Below are 16,040 nucleotides of genomic sequence, written 5' to 3' on the forward strand. Positions count from 1 at the left end.
GCGAGTTAATGACAAACCCCTAACTAACTTGCATGTTCTGACAAGGCATGCTAGCTTTGATGAAACTTTGCTCAGAAACGTTTCTGGTGCGGGGGCGGGGATTTGAACCCCGGAACCCCTACGGGACGGGACCCTCAATCCCGCGCCTTTGACCAGGCTCGGCAACCCCCGCGTTGCCAAACTATAAGGCTCGGGGAGCCTTTATAAATTTTTCTATCCCCTCTCTGCCCCGGGGGAACCGAAAGATTTATAAAGCAACCTCCCGTCTATGACTTCGGGTTGAGGGCCGGTAGCTCAGCATGGTTAGAGCGCGGGACTCTTAATCCCGTGGTCGGGGGTTCGAATCCCCCCCGGCCCGCCAGACCGCGTTTCTTCTCGACGCGTTCCGTTTGAGAAGGGATGCGTTTGAGTAACGTAAGGAGTTAGGAAAATGAGTTTTGAAAGCTTGGGCTTATCCGAGGCCACGTTAGTGGCCGTCAGGCAGAAGGGTTTTGAGACCCCAACGGACATTCAGAGGGAGGTCATTCCTCGTCTTCTATCGGGCGACGTGGATATAATAGGCCAGTCCCAGACAGGGACGGGGAAAACAGCGGCATTTGCACTCCCTATAATCGAAGCCATCGACCCGAAGGTCAAGGCGGTTCAGGCGATAATACTGACGCCCACAAGGGAGCTGGCCCTCCAGGTGGCCGATGAAATCAAGAGCCTCCGCGGGAGGAAGAGGGTTTACGTTTACGCCGTCTACGGCGGCCAGCCGATAGGGCCGCAGATAAGGGCCCTCGAGCGGGGCACGCACGTCGTTGTCGGAACCCCCGGAAGGGTTCTCGACCACATAAGGCGCGGCACCCTTGACCTGAGCTCCGTCAGGTTCTTCATCCTTGACGAGGCCGACAGGATGCTCGACATGGGCTTCATAGACGACATAGAGGCGATCTTCCGTGAGACTCCGAGGAGGAAGAGGGTGCTGATGTTCTCGGCCACGATGCCGCGGGAGATAAGAAGGCTCGCGAGGCGCTACATGGGGGACTACGAGGTCGTGAGCGTGAGCAGCGACGAGCTGGTCCCCGAAATGGTAGATCAGGAGTACGTTGAGGTCGTTCCCGCGAGGAAGTTCACCGTGCTAAAGAAGATACTCGATGGGGACTTCTACGGCATAATCTTCTGCGCCACCAAGAGGGAAACCAGGGAGCTGAGTGAGAAACTCAGGAGGCAGGGCTACAGCGCCGAGGCCTTGAACGGCGACATGAGCCAGGCAGCGCGCGAGAGAACCTTCTGGCGCTTCAAGACAAAGCGGACGAGAATTCTCGTCGCCACCGACGTCGCCGCGCGCGGCCTGGACGTTCAGGACGTGAGCCACATAGTGAACTATTCACTGCCCATGACGGCTGAGGACTACGTACACAGGATAGGGAGAACGGGCAGAATGGGCAAGCGCGGAAGGGCGGTGACCTTCATAATGCCCGGTGAGTTCAAGAGGCTGCGCTACATCGCCCAGGTCGCAGGGGTGGAGATAAGGAAGTCTGAGCTGAGCGAGGAGATACCGAAGGAGTACAGGGAGAGGTATGAGCGCGAGGAACGTCCGAGGAACTACAGAAACAACAGAAAGGGAAGGAGAAACTATTCCCGCGGCTACTCGAGACGCTACTGAAGCTCCCCGAGGTAAACGGTGACGACGAGATCGTCACCCGCTATCCCAATTTCTACCCAAACCGTGTCGCTCTTTTTTAGGTAGCCTAAGAACCCTGAATCAGATAGCATTTCACCGGTAAGCCACTCCGCATACTGTTTGTGGAATATGGGGTGGTAGTAGTCGGCCAGGTGATAGTACGTGACTCCCCACGTCCAGCCCGCCTTGTAGCCTCCGGGAAGCTTTCCGTCCGAGAGACTGGTCAGGGATTCATCGGCTTTCAGGCCAAAATCGCCGTAGAAAACGTTCATCATTGAGTATGCCAGTTTCCTGGCGTCAGCGTCAGTCATCGTGTAGTCCTGCTTGAGGAACTCCTCCCCTCTGATCGTTCCCAGGTTTTTCACGTTCGCCTGGTTTTCCCTGGGCGTTATCTCGTAGAGCGTGGCGTTGATTATCGTACTTCCCTGTCTCTCCCAGTAGCGGTAGTAGGCGCCAAGGTCCATCGGGGGAAGGTGCTGGTCAAGGGCAAAGTACCAGCCACCTATCTTCACCAGCGCCGTTGCATGCCCGAGGTCGGTGAGGTTTATCGCCATCGCATATACCGGCGAGTGGTTCATCGCAAGAAGGAGGGCATCGGTTAGAACCGTGTAGTCGGTGCACACTCCCTTTCTCCGCATTATCGTCTCGTAGGGGGTCTGAATGGTGTTGTTCTGCCCCTCAACGACCTCCTGCCTGCCGTCGGGGTATATTATGGCCTTCGCAAGGGGCTGGCTGGCCTTCTCCCAGTCGTAGCTCAGCCACTCCCCCTCCCACTCCAGAACGTTCCAGGCGCTTTGGACCAAGTATTTGCCCTTCAGTTGCTCTGCCAGGGGTGAAATCACATCGAGCTCCTTTCCGCTCAGTATGCATTCGAGGGCATCCTTCAGGAGATAGCGCCAGAGAATTCCCGGACAGTTGAGCTCGGCGTCCTGGCTTGGCAGGGATATCGTTGCGTTCTCCCATTTCACGAGAGGATTTGTCCAGGTTGCAGGGAGTGTCGTGTACGAAGGGGAAGAAGACGTGACTTCAGAAGTTTCCCACGAATGAGGGGTCTCGCTCTCACCAGTGTCATGTAACGGGGCAATGCACCCCGATGAGAACACTATGAGCACCAGGAGGGTCGCTAAGATGGCTCTCCTCATACCTCAAAATAGAGCGTAGGTCTTATAAACTGTGCCCCCGGGGAGCGAAGGGAAATCATCGCTCGCCGAGCGCTCATTCCCCGCGGTTTCCCGGGGGCGTTACCTTTTAGTTAGCGTTGGACTTAAGCTTTTACCTCGTTACTATCGCGCTCACTCCAGCTGCCGCCAGGGTCAGCAGCTCGAAGACCTTGTAGGCTTCCTCAACGGTCTTCGCCTTGAACTCGACCGTCTTCCCGTCTATGCGATTCACGAACGGCAGCAGCTCGGCGGTGTCTGCCATATCGCTCCTCAGGAAGCGGACTTTTACGTGGACTGGCTCTCTGGTAACGAGGGGCTTTGCCTCCCCTATCTTCAGCCGCTCGACGGCCTCTATCACGCCCTCCCGCAGCATGGTCTTTATTCTCCTCATTCCAGGGCTCTTGGCGGCGTAGCGTGAGGGAGACTCCTTGAAGGGAACGCCAACTACCCAGGGAGTGAATGTCTTAACGTCCGTTTCGAGGAGCCTTCTATCCCCTCCCACGAGGATCACGGGGATTCCCCAGCTTCCCAAAATGTAGGCGTTGAGCAGGAACTCGCTCACCTCAACCCCGTTTATCTCCAGCCTGTCTATGCTCGCCCCGCTGTAGGTGTGGTCGAAGGTGGCGTAGCTCGTGCCGGCCTTGGCGTGGTAGCCGAGGAAGAGCGCGGCGTCGCTTCCCCTGGCGAAGGCTACCATGCTGAGCGGCCTCGGAAAGCCCCTCACCAGCTCAACGTATTCGGGCATCTCTCCGGGAAGGATATTGACCATCGGACCATGGCTGTCGGCTATGATGACCTCCTCAAAGCCGAGTTCGTGGAGCGTCTCGGCCGTAACCTTCACCACCTCGGTCGCTATCCTCCGGGCCTCCCCGTAGAGGGCGCCTTTCACGAAGAGGTGCTCCCTGCTGACGATGTACGGTAGGCCCTCAAGGTCAAGGGATATGAATGCGCGCATCTGCATCACCGAGATAAAAATCGAAGCGATAAAAGATAAGTCTTGCGGAACCGGAATAACCCTCAGGAATATCGGTTCGGAAATTCGATAATTCCCGCTCATGAAAATGGTTATATAGGCCTTTTTTCATAAAACAAAGCGGTGATAGGTATGCAAATTGTCGAACTCGATATAAAATTGCCCTATGAAGGTAGGGGAAAAATTCTGGGCCGTTTGTTTGCCACGGTTAGGGGCAGGATTAGGGACATACACTTCTTCCCGCCCGACGCGGAGGGCTTCAGCGAGATAAAGATGGAGGTAGTCGAGGACGACACCAGGGGGCTTCTCTCAGAACTCAGGAAGATAATCAAAAACGGTAAGGTCAGCCTCAGGGTCCTGTCCGAGGCTTAATCCCGCCCCTTTATCCCCCTGTTCAGCTCGCGGAGTTTTTTCCCTGCCTTTTCAAGCGAACCTGCCTTTTCTATTGCAGTCCCCGTCACTATTATGTCAGCCCCTGCCTTCACGGCCGCCCTCGCCTGCTCGGCCGTCCTTATGCCGCCGCCGACGATGAGGGGCACGTCTATGACGTGCTTGACGAGGGCTATCATCTCCGGAGGAACCGGCTGGGACGCCCCGCTTCCGGCCTCAAGGTAGACGAGCCTCATGCCGAGGTACTGGCCGGCCAAAGCGTAGGCCGCCGCTATCTTGGGCTTGTGCCTGGGAATCGGCTTTGCATCGCCGACCCAGCCGACGGTTTCCCCCGGCTCGATTATGAGGTAGGCCATCGGTATCGGCTCCAGCCCGTAGCGCTTGACCTGGAAGGCTCCTAAGGCCTGAGCCCCGGTTATGAAGAACGGGTTGGTCGAGTTGAGAAGGCTCATGAAGAATATCGCGTCGGCGTACTTGCTTATCCCGCCGTGGGAGCCCGGGAAGAGTATCGTGGGCAGGTCGGAGGATTCCTTTATCGCCCTCACCACGCCGTCGAGAACTTCCCCTTCTGCCCCCGTGGAGCCGCCTATCATAATCGCATCGACGCCGGTTTCCTCGCTCATCTCCGCTATTTTGGCCGCTTCCTCCGGCGTAACGTCGTCCGGGTCGAGAAGAACGAAGTGGAGCTTCTCCCTTTCGAGCTTCTCGTGAATGTAGCGCTCGACCTTTCCAATTTCCAGCATCTTTCACACCCCCATAAAGCTTCTAATCTCCAAACTCTTGGTTGGCCAGGTTGATAGGAAAGTGGGCGGTGTCGCCTTTGAATCTAAAAACTGGGGGACGGCTAGCGGAACGGGGGGGAACTGCACCGTTTGGGGCTTTACTGGACGCTCTGCCTAACATCTTCCAGCACTTCCTCCACGCTGACATCGACGGGAATCCCCTCAATCTCATCAAGCAGGTCCCAGATGGTCTCGCCAACGATAATTCTGACCTTCGTCCCCTTTGGTATGTTCACTCGCCTGAGAGGTCTGAACGTCTCGCCGTCATAGGCCGCCTCGATAATCGTCCCCATACTACCACCGCATATCCTTTACGTCGGCCTCGCTTTTAACGATTTTCCAGTTGAGGCCGAGGTTCTCGAGGATTTCCGTCAAGGTTTCGTCCGGTTCTTCTTCAAAGCGGTAGAGGTTAGTCTTTACCCTCACGTCCCCCGCCCCGAACCCCGGCACCGGTTCGCCACGCCTGGCCACCTCCAGGGAGAGCCTCTCCTCCAGCCTCTCGTCGCTTGGAATGAGGTAGGCCCTCAGAAGCTCCGCTTCCTTCAGGAGAAAGTCGATGTGCCAGTGGAGCCTCTTTTCCCTTTTGAAGTGCCTCGCGACCCGCTTTTCGAGGGAGTTCATGGCAGAGCCGACGTAGACGTAGTGGCCCGCCCTGAGCCGGAACGTTCTGCCCTTCGTTCGTATTTCCTTGTCCCCGTCCAGCCTGATAACCAGGAAGTAAGAGCCCCTCATGATATCCGGTTCTGGTCACCATTTATAAACCCTTGATTCCAAATCCTTCCGGTGTGTGGAATGGACGAGCGGAAGAAGAAGCGCCCCGTGGACGACTTCGCCTGGCAGGAGTACGACAGGGAGGAGTTCGAGCAGACCTTCCCGGCCCTCGCCAGGGAGCTCGAGGGAGAGGGCATTTCGATAGAGGCCTACAGAACCAGCGAGGAGAGGGTGGAGGAGCCGACGGACTTCTCCGGCTACAACCCAACGGTGATAGACTTCCTCAGGCGGTGCGAGACGGACGATGAGGCGCTTGAGATAATAAACTGGCTCGAGGAGCGCGGTGAGATAACGCCCGAGATGGCCAAGGACCTGAGGATAACCCTCGTAAAGAAAGGCGTCAGGGCCTTCGGCCCCAAGAAGGAGTGGGGCTGGTACGAGAGACACGGGAAGCGCGGCTGACTTCGGCTAACGAAAGGGAAAAGGGAAACGGAACCCTTCAGATGTTCCCGATTCGCTGGAGAACCATTCCCTCTATCCTTATCGGCTCTGCTCTGCGGGCGAACACTATGGCCTGGTCGAGCCTGGCCTCGCTCTCGGCGTGGATCGTGAAGAGCGGGTCTCCTTCTTTGACCTTCTCGCCGACCTTGACGTATAGCTCGAGTCCCGCACCCTTGTCCTCCGGCGCTCCCGCGGCCCTGGCTATGGCCGTTATCGCCCTGTTGTCTATGGCCGTTACGTAGCCGCTCGTCGGGGCGGTGAAGGTGTAGGTCTTGTCGCCGATTGGTATCTCCTCGGGTTTTATGTTTGGATCGCCGCCCTGCTCCTCGATTATCTCCTTCATCTTCTCCCAGGCCTTTCCGCTCTCGAGTATTTCCCTCGCCATCTTCTTGCCCATTCCGGCCGGGGCAACGCCGCCCATCTCGAGGAGTATTCCTGCCAGGCCGGTGGCCTTCTCTATGAGGCTTCCAGGGCCTTTGCCGGTCATCAAAGCCGAAAGGGCCTCCCTTGCCTCAAGGGCCGGGCCGACGGTGTGTCCAATCGGCTGGCCGCCGTAGGTTATCGCTACCTCGACGTACTGGCCGAGCCTCTTGCCGAGCTCTATGAAGTCCCTGGCCAAGGCTCTCGCCTGATCGACCGTCTCGACCTTGACGCCCTTCCCAGTCGGAATGTCGATGAGCACGTACTGGCTTCCCATGGCGTACTTCTTGGACATTATGCTCGCGAGCATAAGCCCGGTCGGATCGATGCTGAGCGCGCGCTCGGCCTTGATGGTTATGTCATCGGCCGGGGCGAGGTTCAGAGCTCCTCCCCACACCATACAGGCGCCGATCTTCTCAACTATGCGCTTTATCTCGTCCAGGGAGAAGCTGACCTCCGCGAAGACCTCGACCACATCGGCGGTTCCAGCGGCGCTGGTTATTGCCCTTGAGCTGGTCTTGGGTATCGTCAGGCCGGCCGCGGCAACTATGGGCACGACGAGTATGTTGGTCTTGTTGCCCGGAACGCCGCCGATGCTGTGGACGTCCATTATGGGCTTCCTGTCGATGTCGAGCATGTCTCCGGTTTCAGCCATTGCAATGGTGAGGGCAGCTATTTCGTCCATGTCCAGGCCGTTTATCTCCAGTGAGGTGACGAAGGAGCTTATCTCGATGTCGCGGAGCTTTCTATCGACTATGTCCTTGATTATCGTCTCTATCTCAACCTTCCTGAGCTTCTCTCCGTTCATCTTCTTCTTTATGTAGCGGACGCTCTCGGGGGTTCCGCTTGGGACGACCGTGACGGTCTCCCCCTCGGAGAAGCTGTGCAGCTGGAGAACGTCCCTGCTTACACCTATCTCGCCTTCCCCGACGAGGCTGCTTATAACAACGCTTCCGTAGACCGTCTTTTTGCCCGCCTCAATCTTGACGAGGTCGTCCGGGTGGAGCTTAGCCTTTTTGGCTTCGCTCTCGTTGATAAAAACCGAGTACCTCCCGCTGTACACGTCCAGTATCCTGACCCTTGCCTTCATCTCTGATCCCTCCGGTGGATTTGGTTCACTCTATTGCATCGAAGAATACTTAAACTTTTTTAACTGATGGACTGGAAAAACCCCCTCCTCTGGGGCCGGCTCCTTGCAGAAAAGGTGTAAAAATCAGCCGCTGAGGCCGTGAATGTACTGGGTTCCTGTCTGGTAGTCCATCTCGAGCTCGCCGGTTCTGAGGAGAACGTCCACCACGTCCCGGGCGACTTCCCTGATTGCAGGGGGAAGCAGTCCATCGCCCTTAAGGTAGTAGCTCACGAGCTCGTTGAGGGGGGCACTCACGAGACGTCCCTTGAAGACGTAAACGGTTCTATCCTTAACCTCGACTATCCTGTCCGGATAGCCGAGTCGAATCTTCATTATCCCTCACCCCCCATATAAAGTTGGCAGAAAAGGAGTTTTAAAATTTAACGCCCCAGAAATGTTTAATAACAAAAGGGTTGAAAAGCTCAGAGGTTCCTGACTTCCTCGTCTATGGACTCCTCGAGGGTCTTCTCCCACTCCTCGACGTCGAAGTCCACCAGCTCGCTCTCGAGATCCTCCTTGAGGCTGGAGACGCGCCTCTTGAGGGCGCTCTTGGTCTCCTCGTCGTAGACGACGTAGTAGGGGTTGCTCTTGGCGGAGAAGTAGAGCATCAGCAGTATCACGTTGAGCAGTATCAGTATGATCACTATTCCGTACACGAGGGCGTCGGCCATCATTTCTTCCCTCCGAAGAGCGCTTTGAAGACCCTCTTAATCGGGCTCTCCGGCTCGGGAGCCTGCCACTTGATTCCTGCGAGCTTGGCCGCGAGCTGCTTGATGGCTATGGCCGCCGGACTGGTCGGGTTCTTGATGACGAGCGGCACACCGTAGGCGGAGGCGCGCTTGACCTCTGGGTCCTCCGGTATCATTGCCAAGACAGGAACCTCAAGGATCGCCTCAATCTCTTCCTGGGTGAGTTCGGTCTTCTCGTTGGTGACCCTGTTGAGTATCGCTCCGAGCGGCAGGGTTCCAAGCTTCTCTGCTATGAGCTTGGTCTTGAGGGAGTCCGTGATGGCAGATATCTCGGGGTTGGTGACGATTATCAGTTCCTTACCGATGAGGAGGGCTGTAACAGATGTCATCTCAAGACCTGCGGGGGCGTCAATGAGAACGAAGTCAGCCATCTGGCCGATTTCCCTGATGAGCTGCCTGAGCCTCTCGGGCTTGGCCTTCTTGATCTTCTCCAGGCTGAGTCCTCCCGGTATGACCTTGACTCCAGCGGGTCCCTCGTATATTGCGTCCTTGAGGTCTGCCTCGCCTGCCAGGACGTCGTGGAGGGTTATTGGAATGTCCTCCATTCCAAGGACGAGGCTCAGGTTGGCCATGGTTATATCCGCGTCCAGCAGTATTACCTCCTTTCCGAACTGGGCCAATGCGACACCCAGGTTTGCAACCGTCGTTGTTTTACCGGTTCCACCCTTTCCAGATGCAAAAACAATTGAACGGCCTTCCAAAGTTCACACCTCCAGCGTAAGCGGTACCGCCTTTTTGCAGTGATCTCCGCGGCCTTTCGATTTTATACGGAGTGTTCAATTTGCGTGTATGAACTATGCAGGCAATGCTTTTATTTTTTGCGGTTCATCTAGTGACAGGAGAAAAAGGTAGAGAAAAGACCGTCTTCAGTTTACTCTTCCTGGGCCTTCCCTTCGCCCTTTGACTCTCCCTCCCCGAGCACTTCCTTCTCGAGCTTTATCCTGGCCACTTCGGCGGTATCGGCGAGGCTCCTGAAGAGCTTGAGCATCTCCATCGGCAGGGTCAAAACGATTACGTTGCTCTTGTCGCTGGCGACGTCGCTGATCGTCTGGAGCGTCCTCAGCTGCAGCGCCATCGGGTGCTCGCTGATTATCTCCGCCGCCTCGCGGAGCTTTTCAGCCGCCTGCCTCTCTGCCTCCGCCAGGGTTATCCTGGCCCTCCTCTCCCTCTCGGCCTCGGCCTGCCTGGCCATCGCCCTCTGCATTCCACTCGGCAGCTCAACGTCCTTTATCTCGACCGTGCTGACCTTTATGCCCCATGGGTCGGTTGCCTCGTCGATTATCTTCTGGAGCTGGAGGTTGAGCTTCTCCCTCTCGCTGAGCAGCTCGTCGAGGTGGGCCTGGCCTATGACGCTCCTCAGCGTGGTCTGAGCTATCTGGCTGGTGGCCATTATGTAGTTCGCCACCTGCGTCACGGCCTTCACCGGATCGACGACGCGGAAGTAGACCACGGCGTTCACCCTGACGGGCACGTTGTCCTTGGTTATGGTCTCCTGAACGGGCACGTCGAGGACCCTGGTCCTGAGGTCCACTATGACGGCCTTCTCGAAGATCGGGATTATGAAGAACAGTCCAGGCCCTCTGGCTCCCACGACCCTTCCAAGGCGGAAGATGACGGCCCTCTCGTACTCCTTGACTATCTTTATTGCCGTCGCCAGGATAATCAAAACAAACAACAAAACAATCGAAATAACCACGGTACTTGCCGTTATGGCCATTCATTCTCCCTCCTTCACTCCATCAACTTTTTCGACGATGAGGGTCAACCCCCTGACTTCAACAACTTTGACCTTCTCCCCGACCGGGATTCTCCTCCCGTCCCTGCTCTCCGCCTTCCAGAGTTCCCCACGAAGCTTGACGACGCCCTCAGGGTCTACGTCTTCCACGACCTTTCCGACTTCCCCTATGAGCTCCTCTTTCCCGGCCTCGGGCTTTTTCCGGTGGGCTCTGACCACAGTGGCTGCACCGAAGAGGAAAAACAGCCCGAGCAGTATTGCCATGACCAGTATCGCTATACGCAGTACTGAGTACGTCTCACTCGTCACCAGGTACTCACCTCCGGCTCCGGTTCCGCTGAAGAGCAGAATGCCCCCTATGACGAAGGTCACAACCCCCGCGACTGTGAACAGGCCAAAGGTCGGCGTCAGGGCCTCGGCTATGAAGAATATCATCGCCAGCACTACCAGCAACAGTCCTGCGCTCTCGTATCCAAAGTAGCCCAGGCCTAGGAGGCCAAGAACAAGCATTATCGCGCCCACCGTCTCGGGAACGTGCCAGCCCGGAGTTAGAAAACCGAAGATGAGGCCTATGAACCCCAGGTTCAGGAGGAGGTAGGCTATCGTGGGGTCTGTTATGTACTTGACGACCGTGTCTCTGAAGGACGGCTCGATGTACATGAGCTCCGCGTCCCTGAGGTGAAGAGTCACCTTTCCCTTTCCGGCCACGGGGACTTTTGTCTCCATTCCGTCCGCCTTCTGGAGGAGCTCCTCAACGTCGCTCGCAATGACCTCGATGACGCCGTACTTCAACGCCTCCTCGGGCGTTACGCTCCTGTCCTCGGTTATGAACTCTTCCGCCAGTGTTTCGTTCCTCCCGCTCACCCTCGCTAGCTCGCGAATGTAGGCGACGTAGAAGTTTGTTATCTTGGGAGGGGCTTCAACTATGCTCCCGTTGGTGGAGTAACCCAGTATCGGCCTGCAGGCCCCTATGACAGTCCCGGGGGTCATCGCTATGAGGTGGGAGCTTAGTGCTATGTACGTCCCGGCGGAGGCGGCCATTCCCCCGGAGGGGTGGACGTAGATTATAACGGGAACCTTAGCGTTTTGAATCCTCGTGACGATCTCCTGCATAGCATCGCCCCTTCCGCCGGGTGTGTTCAGCTCTATGATTATGGCGGAGGCGTTCGCCCTTTCGGCCTCGCTTATGTAGCGGTCGAACTGGTCCACCGTGTAGCCGGTTATCATGCCGTCCACTCTGGCGACGTAGACGACGTTTTCCTTCCCGCTCACCCCCTGCTGGAGAATGAGCACGGCGAGTAGCAGAGCAATCAGCGCGAGCCTGGGCCTCATATCCACCGCCAAATACTAATACCACTCGAGGGTTTAAACCTTTTGCCTGCCGGCCAAAAGTGATTTATACTGTCCCGAGAACTCACCAATATGAGGCTGAAAACCCTTGCCAAGCTCTACCGGGTTGCTAAGGGTGAAGAAAAGGTCGCGAGGGCCTGGGAGCTCGTGAGGGAGGCAGCGAGATATTCCAGCCGCGAGCCTTACTGGGAGTTCCTCAGGCGGAGCTTCGACGTCCGCGCCGAGGACATCAAAGACGCCCTTCGCTTCCTCGAGGAGGCGGGCGAGGTTCAGATAAAGCGCTCCGTCGATGGGAAGAGGCTGTACGTCTCGACCCTAAAGGATATAAGGGAAAACCCCGTTAGGCTCGACCGATGGCTGAGATCGATCTCGAAAAAACGGCCCGCGAGATGATACGCAACGGCACGTGGGTATTTAAGGACGGGACGTTCTATCAGGCCATCTGGCTGAGCACCGGAAGGGTCGGAATCGTTGCCTACGACGGGGACTTCCACTTTCCCGGGGATTGGGGGAGGAGGGAGCGAAAAGAAGCGAGGGATATGCTGCCCTTTGTTCTCGGCCTCGATACGGACCTAGATTCATTCTACGCCGAGATAGGCGACTCCCCCTTTGCTTTTCTCATTGACGAGTTCTACGGCCTGACGGTTCCAGCAGCGCCGAGCCCGTACCAGGCCCTGGTTGAAGTGGTGGCCCAGCAACAGGTCAGCTTCGAGTTTGCCCAGAGGACGATTAGAAACCTGGTTAAACTGGCGGGGGAGCCCGTTGGGGGCATCTACGCCTTTCCGCGCCCCGAGAGAATAGTGTCTCTGAGCGAAGAGGGGCTCAAAAAAGTGAAGCTCGGCTACCGCGCCGGCTACATAAAGGGCCTCACGGAGCTATACCTGAGCGGAAAGCTCGACCTTGAGCTCTGGGACTGGGGCGCCGAAGAGGCTGTTAAGTATCTCACAAAGTTCCGGGGAATAGGTAAGTGGACGGCGGAGCTTTTCTTGGCCTACGGCCTCAGGAAGAACGTCTATCCTGCCGGAGACTTAGGGCTGAGGAGAGGAATAGCAAAGATTTTTGGGAAGAGCGTTAAAGAGGTTAAGGAAAAGGACGTCCGCGAGGTCATTGAACCCTACGGGAAGTGGAAGGGGCTTCTGGCGTTTTACGTCCTCTGCTACGACAGGAAAACCGAGCTGGAGAGGAAGAAGAGATGAACGAGATTGTGATAATTCTCCCCAAAGAGAAGTTCAAATCCCTGAAGGGGAGGGACGTTAAAGCCATCATCGAGGGGAACCTTTCAAGGGTTGAAGAAACGCTCAAAGCGGAGCGCGAGGAGTTTCTGCGCGAGAAGATGGGGAAGCTTGAGGAGAAGCTCCGCGAGATGGAGGGGGAGATTGAAGAGCTTAAGGAGTTCTACGAGAAGGCTTTGAGGGACAAGGAGTTCATGACCGCCGAGCGCGACAGGCTGAGAAAGGAGAACGAGGAGCTGAAGAAGGCCGTTGAGGAGAGAACGCGGGAGCTTGAGAAAGTTCACGGATCGTGAACAAGCCGTTCATGGAGTGTGAACGAAATGAGGCTCATCATCAGGCCCGAGAAGGGCTTCGGGAAAATCGAGGTTGAGCTCGATGAGAGCCTGTGGAAGAAGATTGAGGAGCTTGCCGAGCGCTACGGCGTTTCTCCCGAGAAGGTCGTTGAGATAGCTTTAACCGGCGAGTTCCGTGAGCCGAAAGGGAAGCTTGAGGAGCTTGAGGAGAAGGTGAAGGAGCTCGAGGAGAAAACGTGGGCGCTTGAGAAGAAGTACTCTTCCCTACGCTTCAAGGCCTACGGCCTGAGCGAGGACAATAAAATCTTGGCCATTGAGCTGTCTGGCCTGATGGCCGAGAACAGCGGGCTTAAGAGGTTCCTGGGGAGGAAGCCCGAGCGCAACATCGAGCTGAGAAAGCTTATATCCTACTACCTGCAAGGTTGAACCGCGGATGATGACAGCGAATTGCACCGAGCATCGTGATGACGAGGACTGGCCCTGACGCCGTCCCGGGCGGGCCGTGACGATTCCAAGACGGGCTGAACCGCTTTGCGGTTGTGACGTACCCTATGAGCGCCGAGCCCGTCCGGGGCGTTGGATAAACCGCAAATTCTGGAAAAATTTATAAAGCAAATGCACGTTTCTTTACCTTAAAGGCCGGGGGTGTGCACCATGAAAAGGATAGGTGCCCTGGTAATCATCTTAGTTGTGCTGGCGATGTTTTCAGCGGCCCCGGTGTCCTCCGCCGGAACCGACCTCGGCGGCTATACCATCTGCGTCGATGCGGGCCACGGCGGTACCGACCCGGGAGCGGTTGCGAACGGCGTTGAGGAGAAGGACATCAACCTCGCCATAGCCCTTAAGGTTGCAAAGCTTCTGGAAGACGATGGAGCAAAGGTTGTCCTCACGAGGGACGGCGACTACTACGTTTCCCTCTCCGACAGGGTCAGCATAGCCAACTCCGCCGGTTGCGACATCTTCATCAGCATACACGCCAACGCCGCGAGCGACACCTCAGCGAGCGGCTTTGAGGTCTACCACTACTACGGTTCCACCAAAGGTAATCTCCTCGCGACCTACGTTGATGCGGAGATGGCCAAGGTTATCCCCCTAAAGAACAGGGGCGTTAAGGAGGCCGGTTTCTACGTCCTCAAGTACACCTCCATGCCCGCCATACTCATCGAGACGGGCTTTGTCACGAACACCTACGACGTGAGCATAATGACCGACGAGAACTACCAGTGGCGCTACGCATACGCGATCCTCTACGGTGTCCAGCGCTACTTCGGTGTTCCCGTGCATGACCCCGTCCCGACTGTCACGGGTATAAGATTCGCCCAGCACGACGGTTACTTCCGCGTCGTCCTCGACCTGAGCCAGCCGGTTGCTTACCACGTCTACTACACCTCGTACTCAAGCGGTTATCACCTGGTTATCCAGCTCGACAACGCCCGGCTTTCAGACCTGGGCTGGCCGGTCTACGGCGACTGGCAGTACACATACACCGGCTCCCCAACGGCTCCCTACATCTACGCCACCGAGAGTAACGGCTACGTCTTCATCGTCCTCGTTCTCAACACGCCGTACCTGCCCTACAACTCCTTCACACTCAGCAACCCCGACAGAATAGTGGTCGACGTCTACGGCTGACGCCTTCCCCGCTTTTTTCGTCTTTTCCTCGGTATCAGCCTCACCGGGCTGCCGCAGTCCGGACAGACGCCTTCCGGCGGCATCTCTGAGAAACGCTTCCCGCAGCCGATGCAGACGTAGTTCCAGCGGATTACGCGCTTTATCCCGCGCTTGAGTGTTTTGAACTCTATCCCCAGGGTTTTTGCAATGTTCTGCAGGTTATAGTCGTCGGTGAAGAGGACTCCCTTGAGCTCATACGCCAGGGCAAGAATCTCGATATCGGCTTCACTCAGCTCGCCGAGCTCACCGGTTCTCCTCGCCGCTTCCTTAACGGCCTCAATGCTCTCCCTTGACGGCTGGAGAACCCTGACCTTGCCCGCGCCAATCAGGCCCTCAAGGAAGAGCCTCGACTCGGGGTCCTTGACCTCATCGACGACCCTGGGCGTTGTAACCCCCTCAACGTCAGCCCCCTGAATGAATATCGCGGTGTCTATGACCTGGACCTTCATGGCCTAAACTCGGGGAAACCCTTTTTTAGATTTCCGTCGAAATGACATCGGTGGGAGCATGAAGGTCGATTTGAACTCCGACCTCGGCGAGAGCTTTGGGAGGTACAGGCTCGGCCTCGACGAGGAGGTCATGAACCACATCACGAGCGCGAACGTAGCGACGGGCTGGCACGCGGGTGATCCTTTGGTCATGAGGAAGACGGTGAGGCTCGCGGGGGAGAAAGGCGTTGCCGTTGGGGCACACCCGGGTTATCCGGACCTGCTTGGTTTTGGAAGACGCTACATGAAGCTTTCGCCGGAAGAGGCGAGGACCTACATCCTCTACCAGGTAGGTGCCCTTTACGCCTTCGCCAGGGCTGAAGGGATCGAGCTCCAGCACGTCAAGCCCCACGGGGCACTTTACAACGCCCTCGTCAAGGAGGAAGAGCTCGCGAGGGCCGTCATCGAGGGGATAGCGGACTTCGATAGGAACCTGATATTCGTTACCCTCTCCGGTTCAAGGCCGGCGGAGATGGCGGAGGAGATGGGGGTTAAGGTCGCCCACGAGGTCTTTGCAGACAGGGCTTACAACCCTGACGGCACTCTAGTTTCCCGGTCGAGGCCGGGAGCGGTCATACACGACAAGGAAGAGATAGCCGAGCGCGTTATCTCAATGGTCAAGGACGGTGGCGTTAGGGCGATAAACGGCGAGTGGGTCGAGCTGAAAGCTGATACCATCTGCGTTCACGGCGACAACCCCAAGGCGGTGGAGATAGCGAGCCACATCAGGAAGGTTCTCGAGGAGGAAGGAGTGAGAATAGTGCCAATGAAAGATGTTGTCCGGTGAGAG

General features: G+C 56.9%; 21 protein-coding genes and 2 tRNA genes. 10 read left to right on the forward strand and 13 right to left on the reverse strand.

What is annotated here, in order from left to right; all coding sequences use genetic code 11:
- Positions 1-84 precede the first annotated feature (84 nt).
- Positions 85-172, reverse strand: a tRNA-Leu gene (locus E3E27_RS00465).
- 111 nt (positions 173-283) lie between these two features.
- Here E3E27_RS00465 and E3E27_RS00470 point away from each other — a divergent pair.
- Both E3E27_RS00470 and E3E27_RS00475 read left to right on the forward strand, forming a co-directional pair.
- A tRNA-Lys gene (locus E3E27_RS00470) sits at positions 284-361 on the forward strand.
- Between the two features lie 69 nt (positions 362-430).
- Positions 431-1,648 (forward strand): DEAD/DEAH box helicase, encoded by a 1,218-nt coding sequence (locus E3E27_RS00475; RefSeq protein ID WP_014789446.1) that lies wholly within the window; start codon positions 431-433, stop codon positions 1,646-1,648.
- Here the strand turns inward: E3E27_RS00475 and E3E27_RS00480 are convergent.
- Both E3E27_RS00480 and E3E27_RS00485 read right to left on the reverse strand, forming a co-directional pair.
- Positions 1,642-2,808 (reverse strand): transglutaminase-like domain-containing protein, encoded by a 1,167-nt coding sequence (locus tag E3E27_RS00480; protein ID WP_167773072.1) that lies wholly within the window; start codon positions 2,806-2,808, stop codon positions 1,642-1,644. The two genes, E3E27_RS00475 and E3E27_RS00480, sit on opposite strands and share 7 nt — an antisense overlap.
- Before the next feature lie 130 nt (positions 2,809-2,938).
- Positions 2,939-3,781: a M55 family metallopeptidase gene (locus E3E27_RS00485; RefSeq protein ID WP_167773644.1), complete on the reverse strand. Its 843-nt coding sequence runs from the start codon at positions 3,779-3,781 to the stop codon at positions 2,939-2,941.
- Positions 3,782-3,931: 150 nt separating this feature from the next.
- On the opposite strand from E3E27_RS00485, the gene E3E27_RS00490 reads away from it, so the two are divergent.
- A complete protein-coding gene (locus E3E27_RS00490; protein WP_167773073.1) occupies positions 3,932-4,171 on the forward strand; it encodes a hypothetical protein in 240 nt (79 codons plus the stop codon).
- Here E3E27_RS00490 and E3E27_RS00495 read toward each other — a convergent pair.
- The 3 genes from E3E27_RS00495 to E3E27_RS00505 all read right to left on the reverse strand — a co-directional run bounded on the left by E3E27_RS00495 (position 4,168) and on the right by E3E27_RS00505 (position 5,703).
- Positions 4,168-4,932, reverse strand: a complete 765-nt coding sequence (locus tag E3E27_RS00495) for a geranylgeranylglyceryl/heptaprenylglyceryl phosphate synthase (RefSeq protein ID WP_014789450.1) — start codon at positions 4,930-4,932, stop codon at positions 4,168-4,170. The two genes, E3E27_RS00490 and E3E27_RS00495, sit on opposite strands and share 4 nt — an antisense overlap.
- Positions 4,933-5,069: 137 nt before the next feature.
- Positions 5,070-5,264, reverse strand: coding sequence for an antitoxin family protein (locus tag E3E27_RS00500; RefSeq protein WP_167773074.1), 195 nt, complete (start codon positions 5,262-5,264; stop codon positions 5,070-5,072).
- A gap of 1 nt (position 5,265) precedes the next feature.
- Complete coding sequence (locus E3E27_RS00505; protein WP_014789452.1) at positions 5,266-5,703, reverse strand: DUF123 domain-containing protein; 438 nt, start codon at positions 5,701-5,703, stop codon at positions 5,266-5,268.
- A 60-nt stretch (positions 5,704-5,763) separates the two neighbouring features.
- Here E3E27_RS00505 and E3E27_RS00510 point away from each other — a divergent pair, with 60 nt between their 5' ends.
- Positions 5,764-6,144, forward strand: coding sequence for a DUF2095 family protein (locus E3E27_RS00510; RefSeq protein ID WP_014789453.1), 381 nt, complete (start codon positions 5,764-5,766; stop codon positions 6,142-6,144).
- Positions 6,145-6,181: 37 nt separating this feature from the next.
- On the opposite strand, the gene E3E27_RS00515 is transcribed toward E3E27_RS00510, so the two are convergent.
- The 6 genes from E3E27_RS00515 to E3E27_RS00540 form a co-directional block, all read right to left on the reverse strand.
- The gene (locus tag E3E27_RS00515) at positions 6,182-7,693 is read right to left on the reverse strand and encodes an AMP phosphorylase (protein WP_167773075.1); all 1,512 of its coding nucleotides are present in this window, start codon (positions 7,691-7,693) and stop codon (positions 6,182-6,184) included.
- A gap of 123 nt (positions 7,694-7,816) precedes the next feature.
- On the reverse strand, positions 7,817-8,065 hold the full coding sequence (locus E3E27_RS00520) for a hypothetical protein (protein WP_167773076.1): 249 nt from the start codon (positions 8,063-8,065) through the stop codon (positions 7,817-7,819).
- Positions 8,066-8,154: 89 nt separating this feature from the next.
- The gene (locus E3E27_RS00525; RefSeq protein WP_014789456.1) at positions 8,155-8,406 is read right to left on the reverse strand and encodes a hypothetical protein; all 252 of its coding nucleotides are present in this window, start codon (positions 8,404-8,406) and stop codon (positions 8,155-8,157) included.
- Positions 8,403-9,182, reverse strand: coding sequence for a cell division ATPase MinD (minD, locus tag E3E27_RS00530; RefSeq protein ID WP_014789457.1), 780 nt, complete (start codon positions 9,180-9,182; stop codon positions 8,403-8,405). Before minD ends, E3E27_RS00525 begins: the two co-directional genes overlap by 4 nt.
- Positions 9,183-9,352: 170 nt before the next feature.
- The gene (locus tag E3E27_RS00535; protein WP_167773077.1) at positions 9,353-10,198 is read right to left on the reverse strand and encodes a slipin family protein; all 846 of its coding nucleotides are present in this window, start codon (positions 10,196-10,198) and stop codon (positions 9,353-9,355) included.
- Entirely contained in the window at positions 10,199-11,548 is a 1,350-nt protein-coding gene (locus E3E27_RS00540) for a nodulation protein NfeD (protein WP_014789459.1), read from the reverse strand.
- A 90-nt stretch (positions 11,549-11,638) separates the two neighbouring features.
- On the opposite strand from E3E27_RS00540, the gene E3E27_RS00545 reads away from it, so the two are divergent.
- From E3E27_RS00545 to E3E27_RS00565, 5 genes are all read left to right on the forward strand, one after another.
- Entirely contained in the window at positions 11,639-11,959 is a 321-nt protein-coding gene (locus tag E3E27_RS00545) for a hypothetical protein (protein WP_167773078.1), read from the forward strand.
- The gene (locus E3E27_RS00550; RefSeq protein WP_167773079.1) at positions 11,920-12,762 is read left to right on the forward strand and encodes a DNA-3-methyladenine glycosylase; all 843 of its coding nucleotides are present in this window, start codon (positions 11,920-11,922) and stop codon (positions 12,760-12,762) included. The genes E3E27_RS00545 and E3E27_RS00550 overlap by 40 nt, the downstream gene beginning before the upstream one ends.
- A complete protein-coding gene (locus E3E27_RS00555) occupies positions 12,759-13,091 on the forward strand; it encodes a hypothetical protein (protein ID WP_167773080.1) in 333 nt (110 codons plus the stop codon). Before E3E27_RS00550 ends, E3E27_RS00555 begins: the two co-directional genes overlap by 4 nt.
- 27 nt (positions 13,092-13,118) lie before the next feature.
- Complete coding sequence (locus E3E27_RS00560) at positions 13,119-13,517, forward strand: hypothetical protein (RefSeq protein WP_167773081.1); 399 nt, start codon at positions 13,119-13,121, stop codon at positions 13,515-13,517.
- A 228-nt stretch (positions 13,518-13,745) separates the two neighbouring features.
- On the forward strand, positions 13,746-14,723 hold the full coding sequence (locus E3E27_RS00565) for an N-acetylmuramoyl-L-alanine amidase (protein ID WP_167773082.1): 978 nt from the start codon (positions 13,746-13,748) through the stop codon (positions 14,721-14,723).
- Here the strand turns inward: E3E27_RS00565 and E3E27_RS00570 are convergent.
- The gene (locus tag E3E27_RS00570) at positions 14,714-15,211 is read right to left on the reverse strand and encodes a type II toxin-antitoxin system VapC family toxin (RefSeq protein ID WP_167773083.1); all 498 of its coding nucleotides are present in this window, start codon (positions 15,209-15,211) and stop codon (positions 14,714-14,716) included. The two genes, E3E27_RS00565 and E3E27_RS00570, sit on opposite strands and share 10 nt — an antisense overlap.
- Positions 15,212-15,269: 58 nt before the next feature.
- Here E3E27_RS00570 and E3E27_RS00575 point away from each other — a divergent pair, with 58 nt between their 5' ends.
- Positions 15,270-16,037: a LamB/YcsF family protein gene (locus tag E3E27_RS00575; protein ID WP_167773084.1), complete on the forward strand. Its 768-nt coding sequence runs from the start codon at positions 15,270-15,272 to the stop codon at positions 16,035-16,037.
- Positions 16,038-16,040 lie beyond the last annotated feature (3 nt).

Source organism: Thermococcus sp. MV11 (assembly GCF_012027285.1).
GTDB classification, from domain to species: domain Archaea; phylum Methanobacteriota_B; class Thermococci; order Thermococcales; family Thermococcaceae; genus Thermococcus; species Thermococcus cleftensis.

Bases quoted from the DNA above. Each gene is read 5' to 3' on its own strand.
- E3E27_RS00475 (WP_014789446.1), top strand. From the start codon at position 431: ATGAGTTTTGAAAGCTTGGGCTTATCCGAGGCCACGTTAGTGGCCGTC.
- E3E27_RS00480 (WP_167773072.1), bottom strand. From the start codon at position 2,808: ATGAGGAGAGCCATCTTAGCGACCCTCCTGGTGCTCATAGTGTTCTCA.
- E3E27_RS00485 (WP_167773644.1), bottom strand. From the start codon at position 3,781: ATGCGCGCATTCATATCCCTTGACCTTGAGGGCCTACCGTACATCGTC.
- E3E27_RS00490 (WP_167773073.1), top strand. From the start codon at position 3,932: ATGCAAATTGTCGAACTCGATATAAAATTGCCCTATGAAGGTAGGGGA.
- E3E27_RS00495 (WP_014789450.1), bottom strand. From the start codon at position 4,932: ATGCTGGAAATTGGAAAGGTCGAGCGCTACATTCACGAGAAGCTCGAA.
- E3E27_RS00500 (WP_167773074.1), bottom strand. From the start codon at position 5,264: ATGGGGACGATTATCGAGGCGGCCTATGACGGCGAGACGTTCAGACCT.
- E3E27_RS00505 (WP_014789452.1), bottom strand. From the start codon at position 5,703: ATGAGGGGCTCTTACTTCCTGGTTATCAGGCTGGACGGGGACAAGGAA.
- E3E27_RS00510 (WP_014789453.1), top strand. From the start codon at position 5,764: ATGGACGAGCGGAAGAAGAAGCGCCCCGTGGACGACTTCGCCTGGCAG.
- E3E27_RS00515 (WP_167773075.1), bottom strand. From the start codon at position 7,693: ATGAAGGCAAGGGTCAGGATACTGGACGTGTACAGCGGGAGGTACTCG.
- E3E27_RS00520 (WP_167773076.1), bottom strand. From the start codon at position 8,065: ATGAAGATTCGACTCGGCTATCCGGACAGGATAGTCGAGGTTAAGGAT.
- E3E27_RS00525 (WP_014789456.1), bottom strand. From the start codon at position 8,406: ATGATGGCCGACGCCCTCGTGTACGGAATAGTGATCATACTGATACTG.
- E3E27_RS00535 (WP_167773077.1), bottom strand. From the start codon at position 10,198: ATGGCCATAACGGCAAGTACCGTGGTTATTTCGATTGTTTTGTTGTTT.
- E3E27_RS00540 (WP_014789459.1), bottom strand. From the start codon at position 11,548: ATGAGGCCCAGGCTCGCGCTGATTGCTCTGCTACTCGCCGTGCTCATT.
- E3E27_RS00545 (WP_167773078.1), top strand. From the start codon at position 11,639: ATGAGGCTGAAAACCCTTGCCAAGCTCTACCGGGTTGCTAAGGGTGAA.
- E3E27_RS00550 (WP_167773079.1), top strand. From the start codon at position 11,920: ATGGCTGAGATCGATCTCGAAAAAACGGCCCGCGAGATGATACGCAAC.
- E3E27_RS00555 (WP_167773080.1), top strand. From the start codon at position 12,759: ATGAACGAGATTGTGATAATTCTCCCCAAAGAGAAGTTCAAATCCCTG.
- E3E27_RS00560 (WP_167773081.1), top strand. From the start codon at position 13,119: ATGAGGCTCATCATCAGGCCCGAGAAGGGCTTCGGGAAAATCGAGGTT.
- E3E27_RS00565 (WP_167773082.1), top strand. From the start codon at position 13,746: ATGAAAAGGATAGGTGCCCTGGTAATCATCTTAGTTGTGCTGGCGATG.
- E3E27_RS00570 (WP_167773083.1), bottom strand. From the start codon at position 15,211: ATGAAGGTCCAGGTCATAGACACCGCGATATTCATTCAGGGGGCTGAC.
- E3E27_RS00575 (WP_167773084.1), top strand. From the start codon at position 15,270: ATGAAGGTCGATTTGAACTCCGACCTCGGCGAGAGCTTTGGGAGGTAC.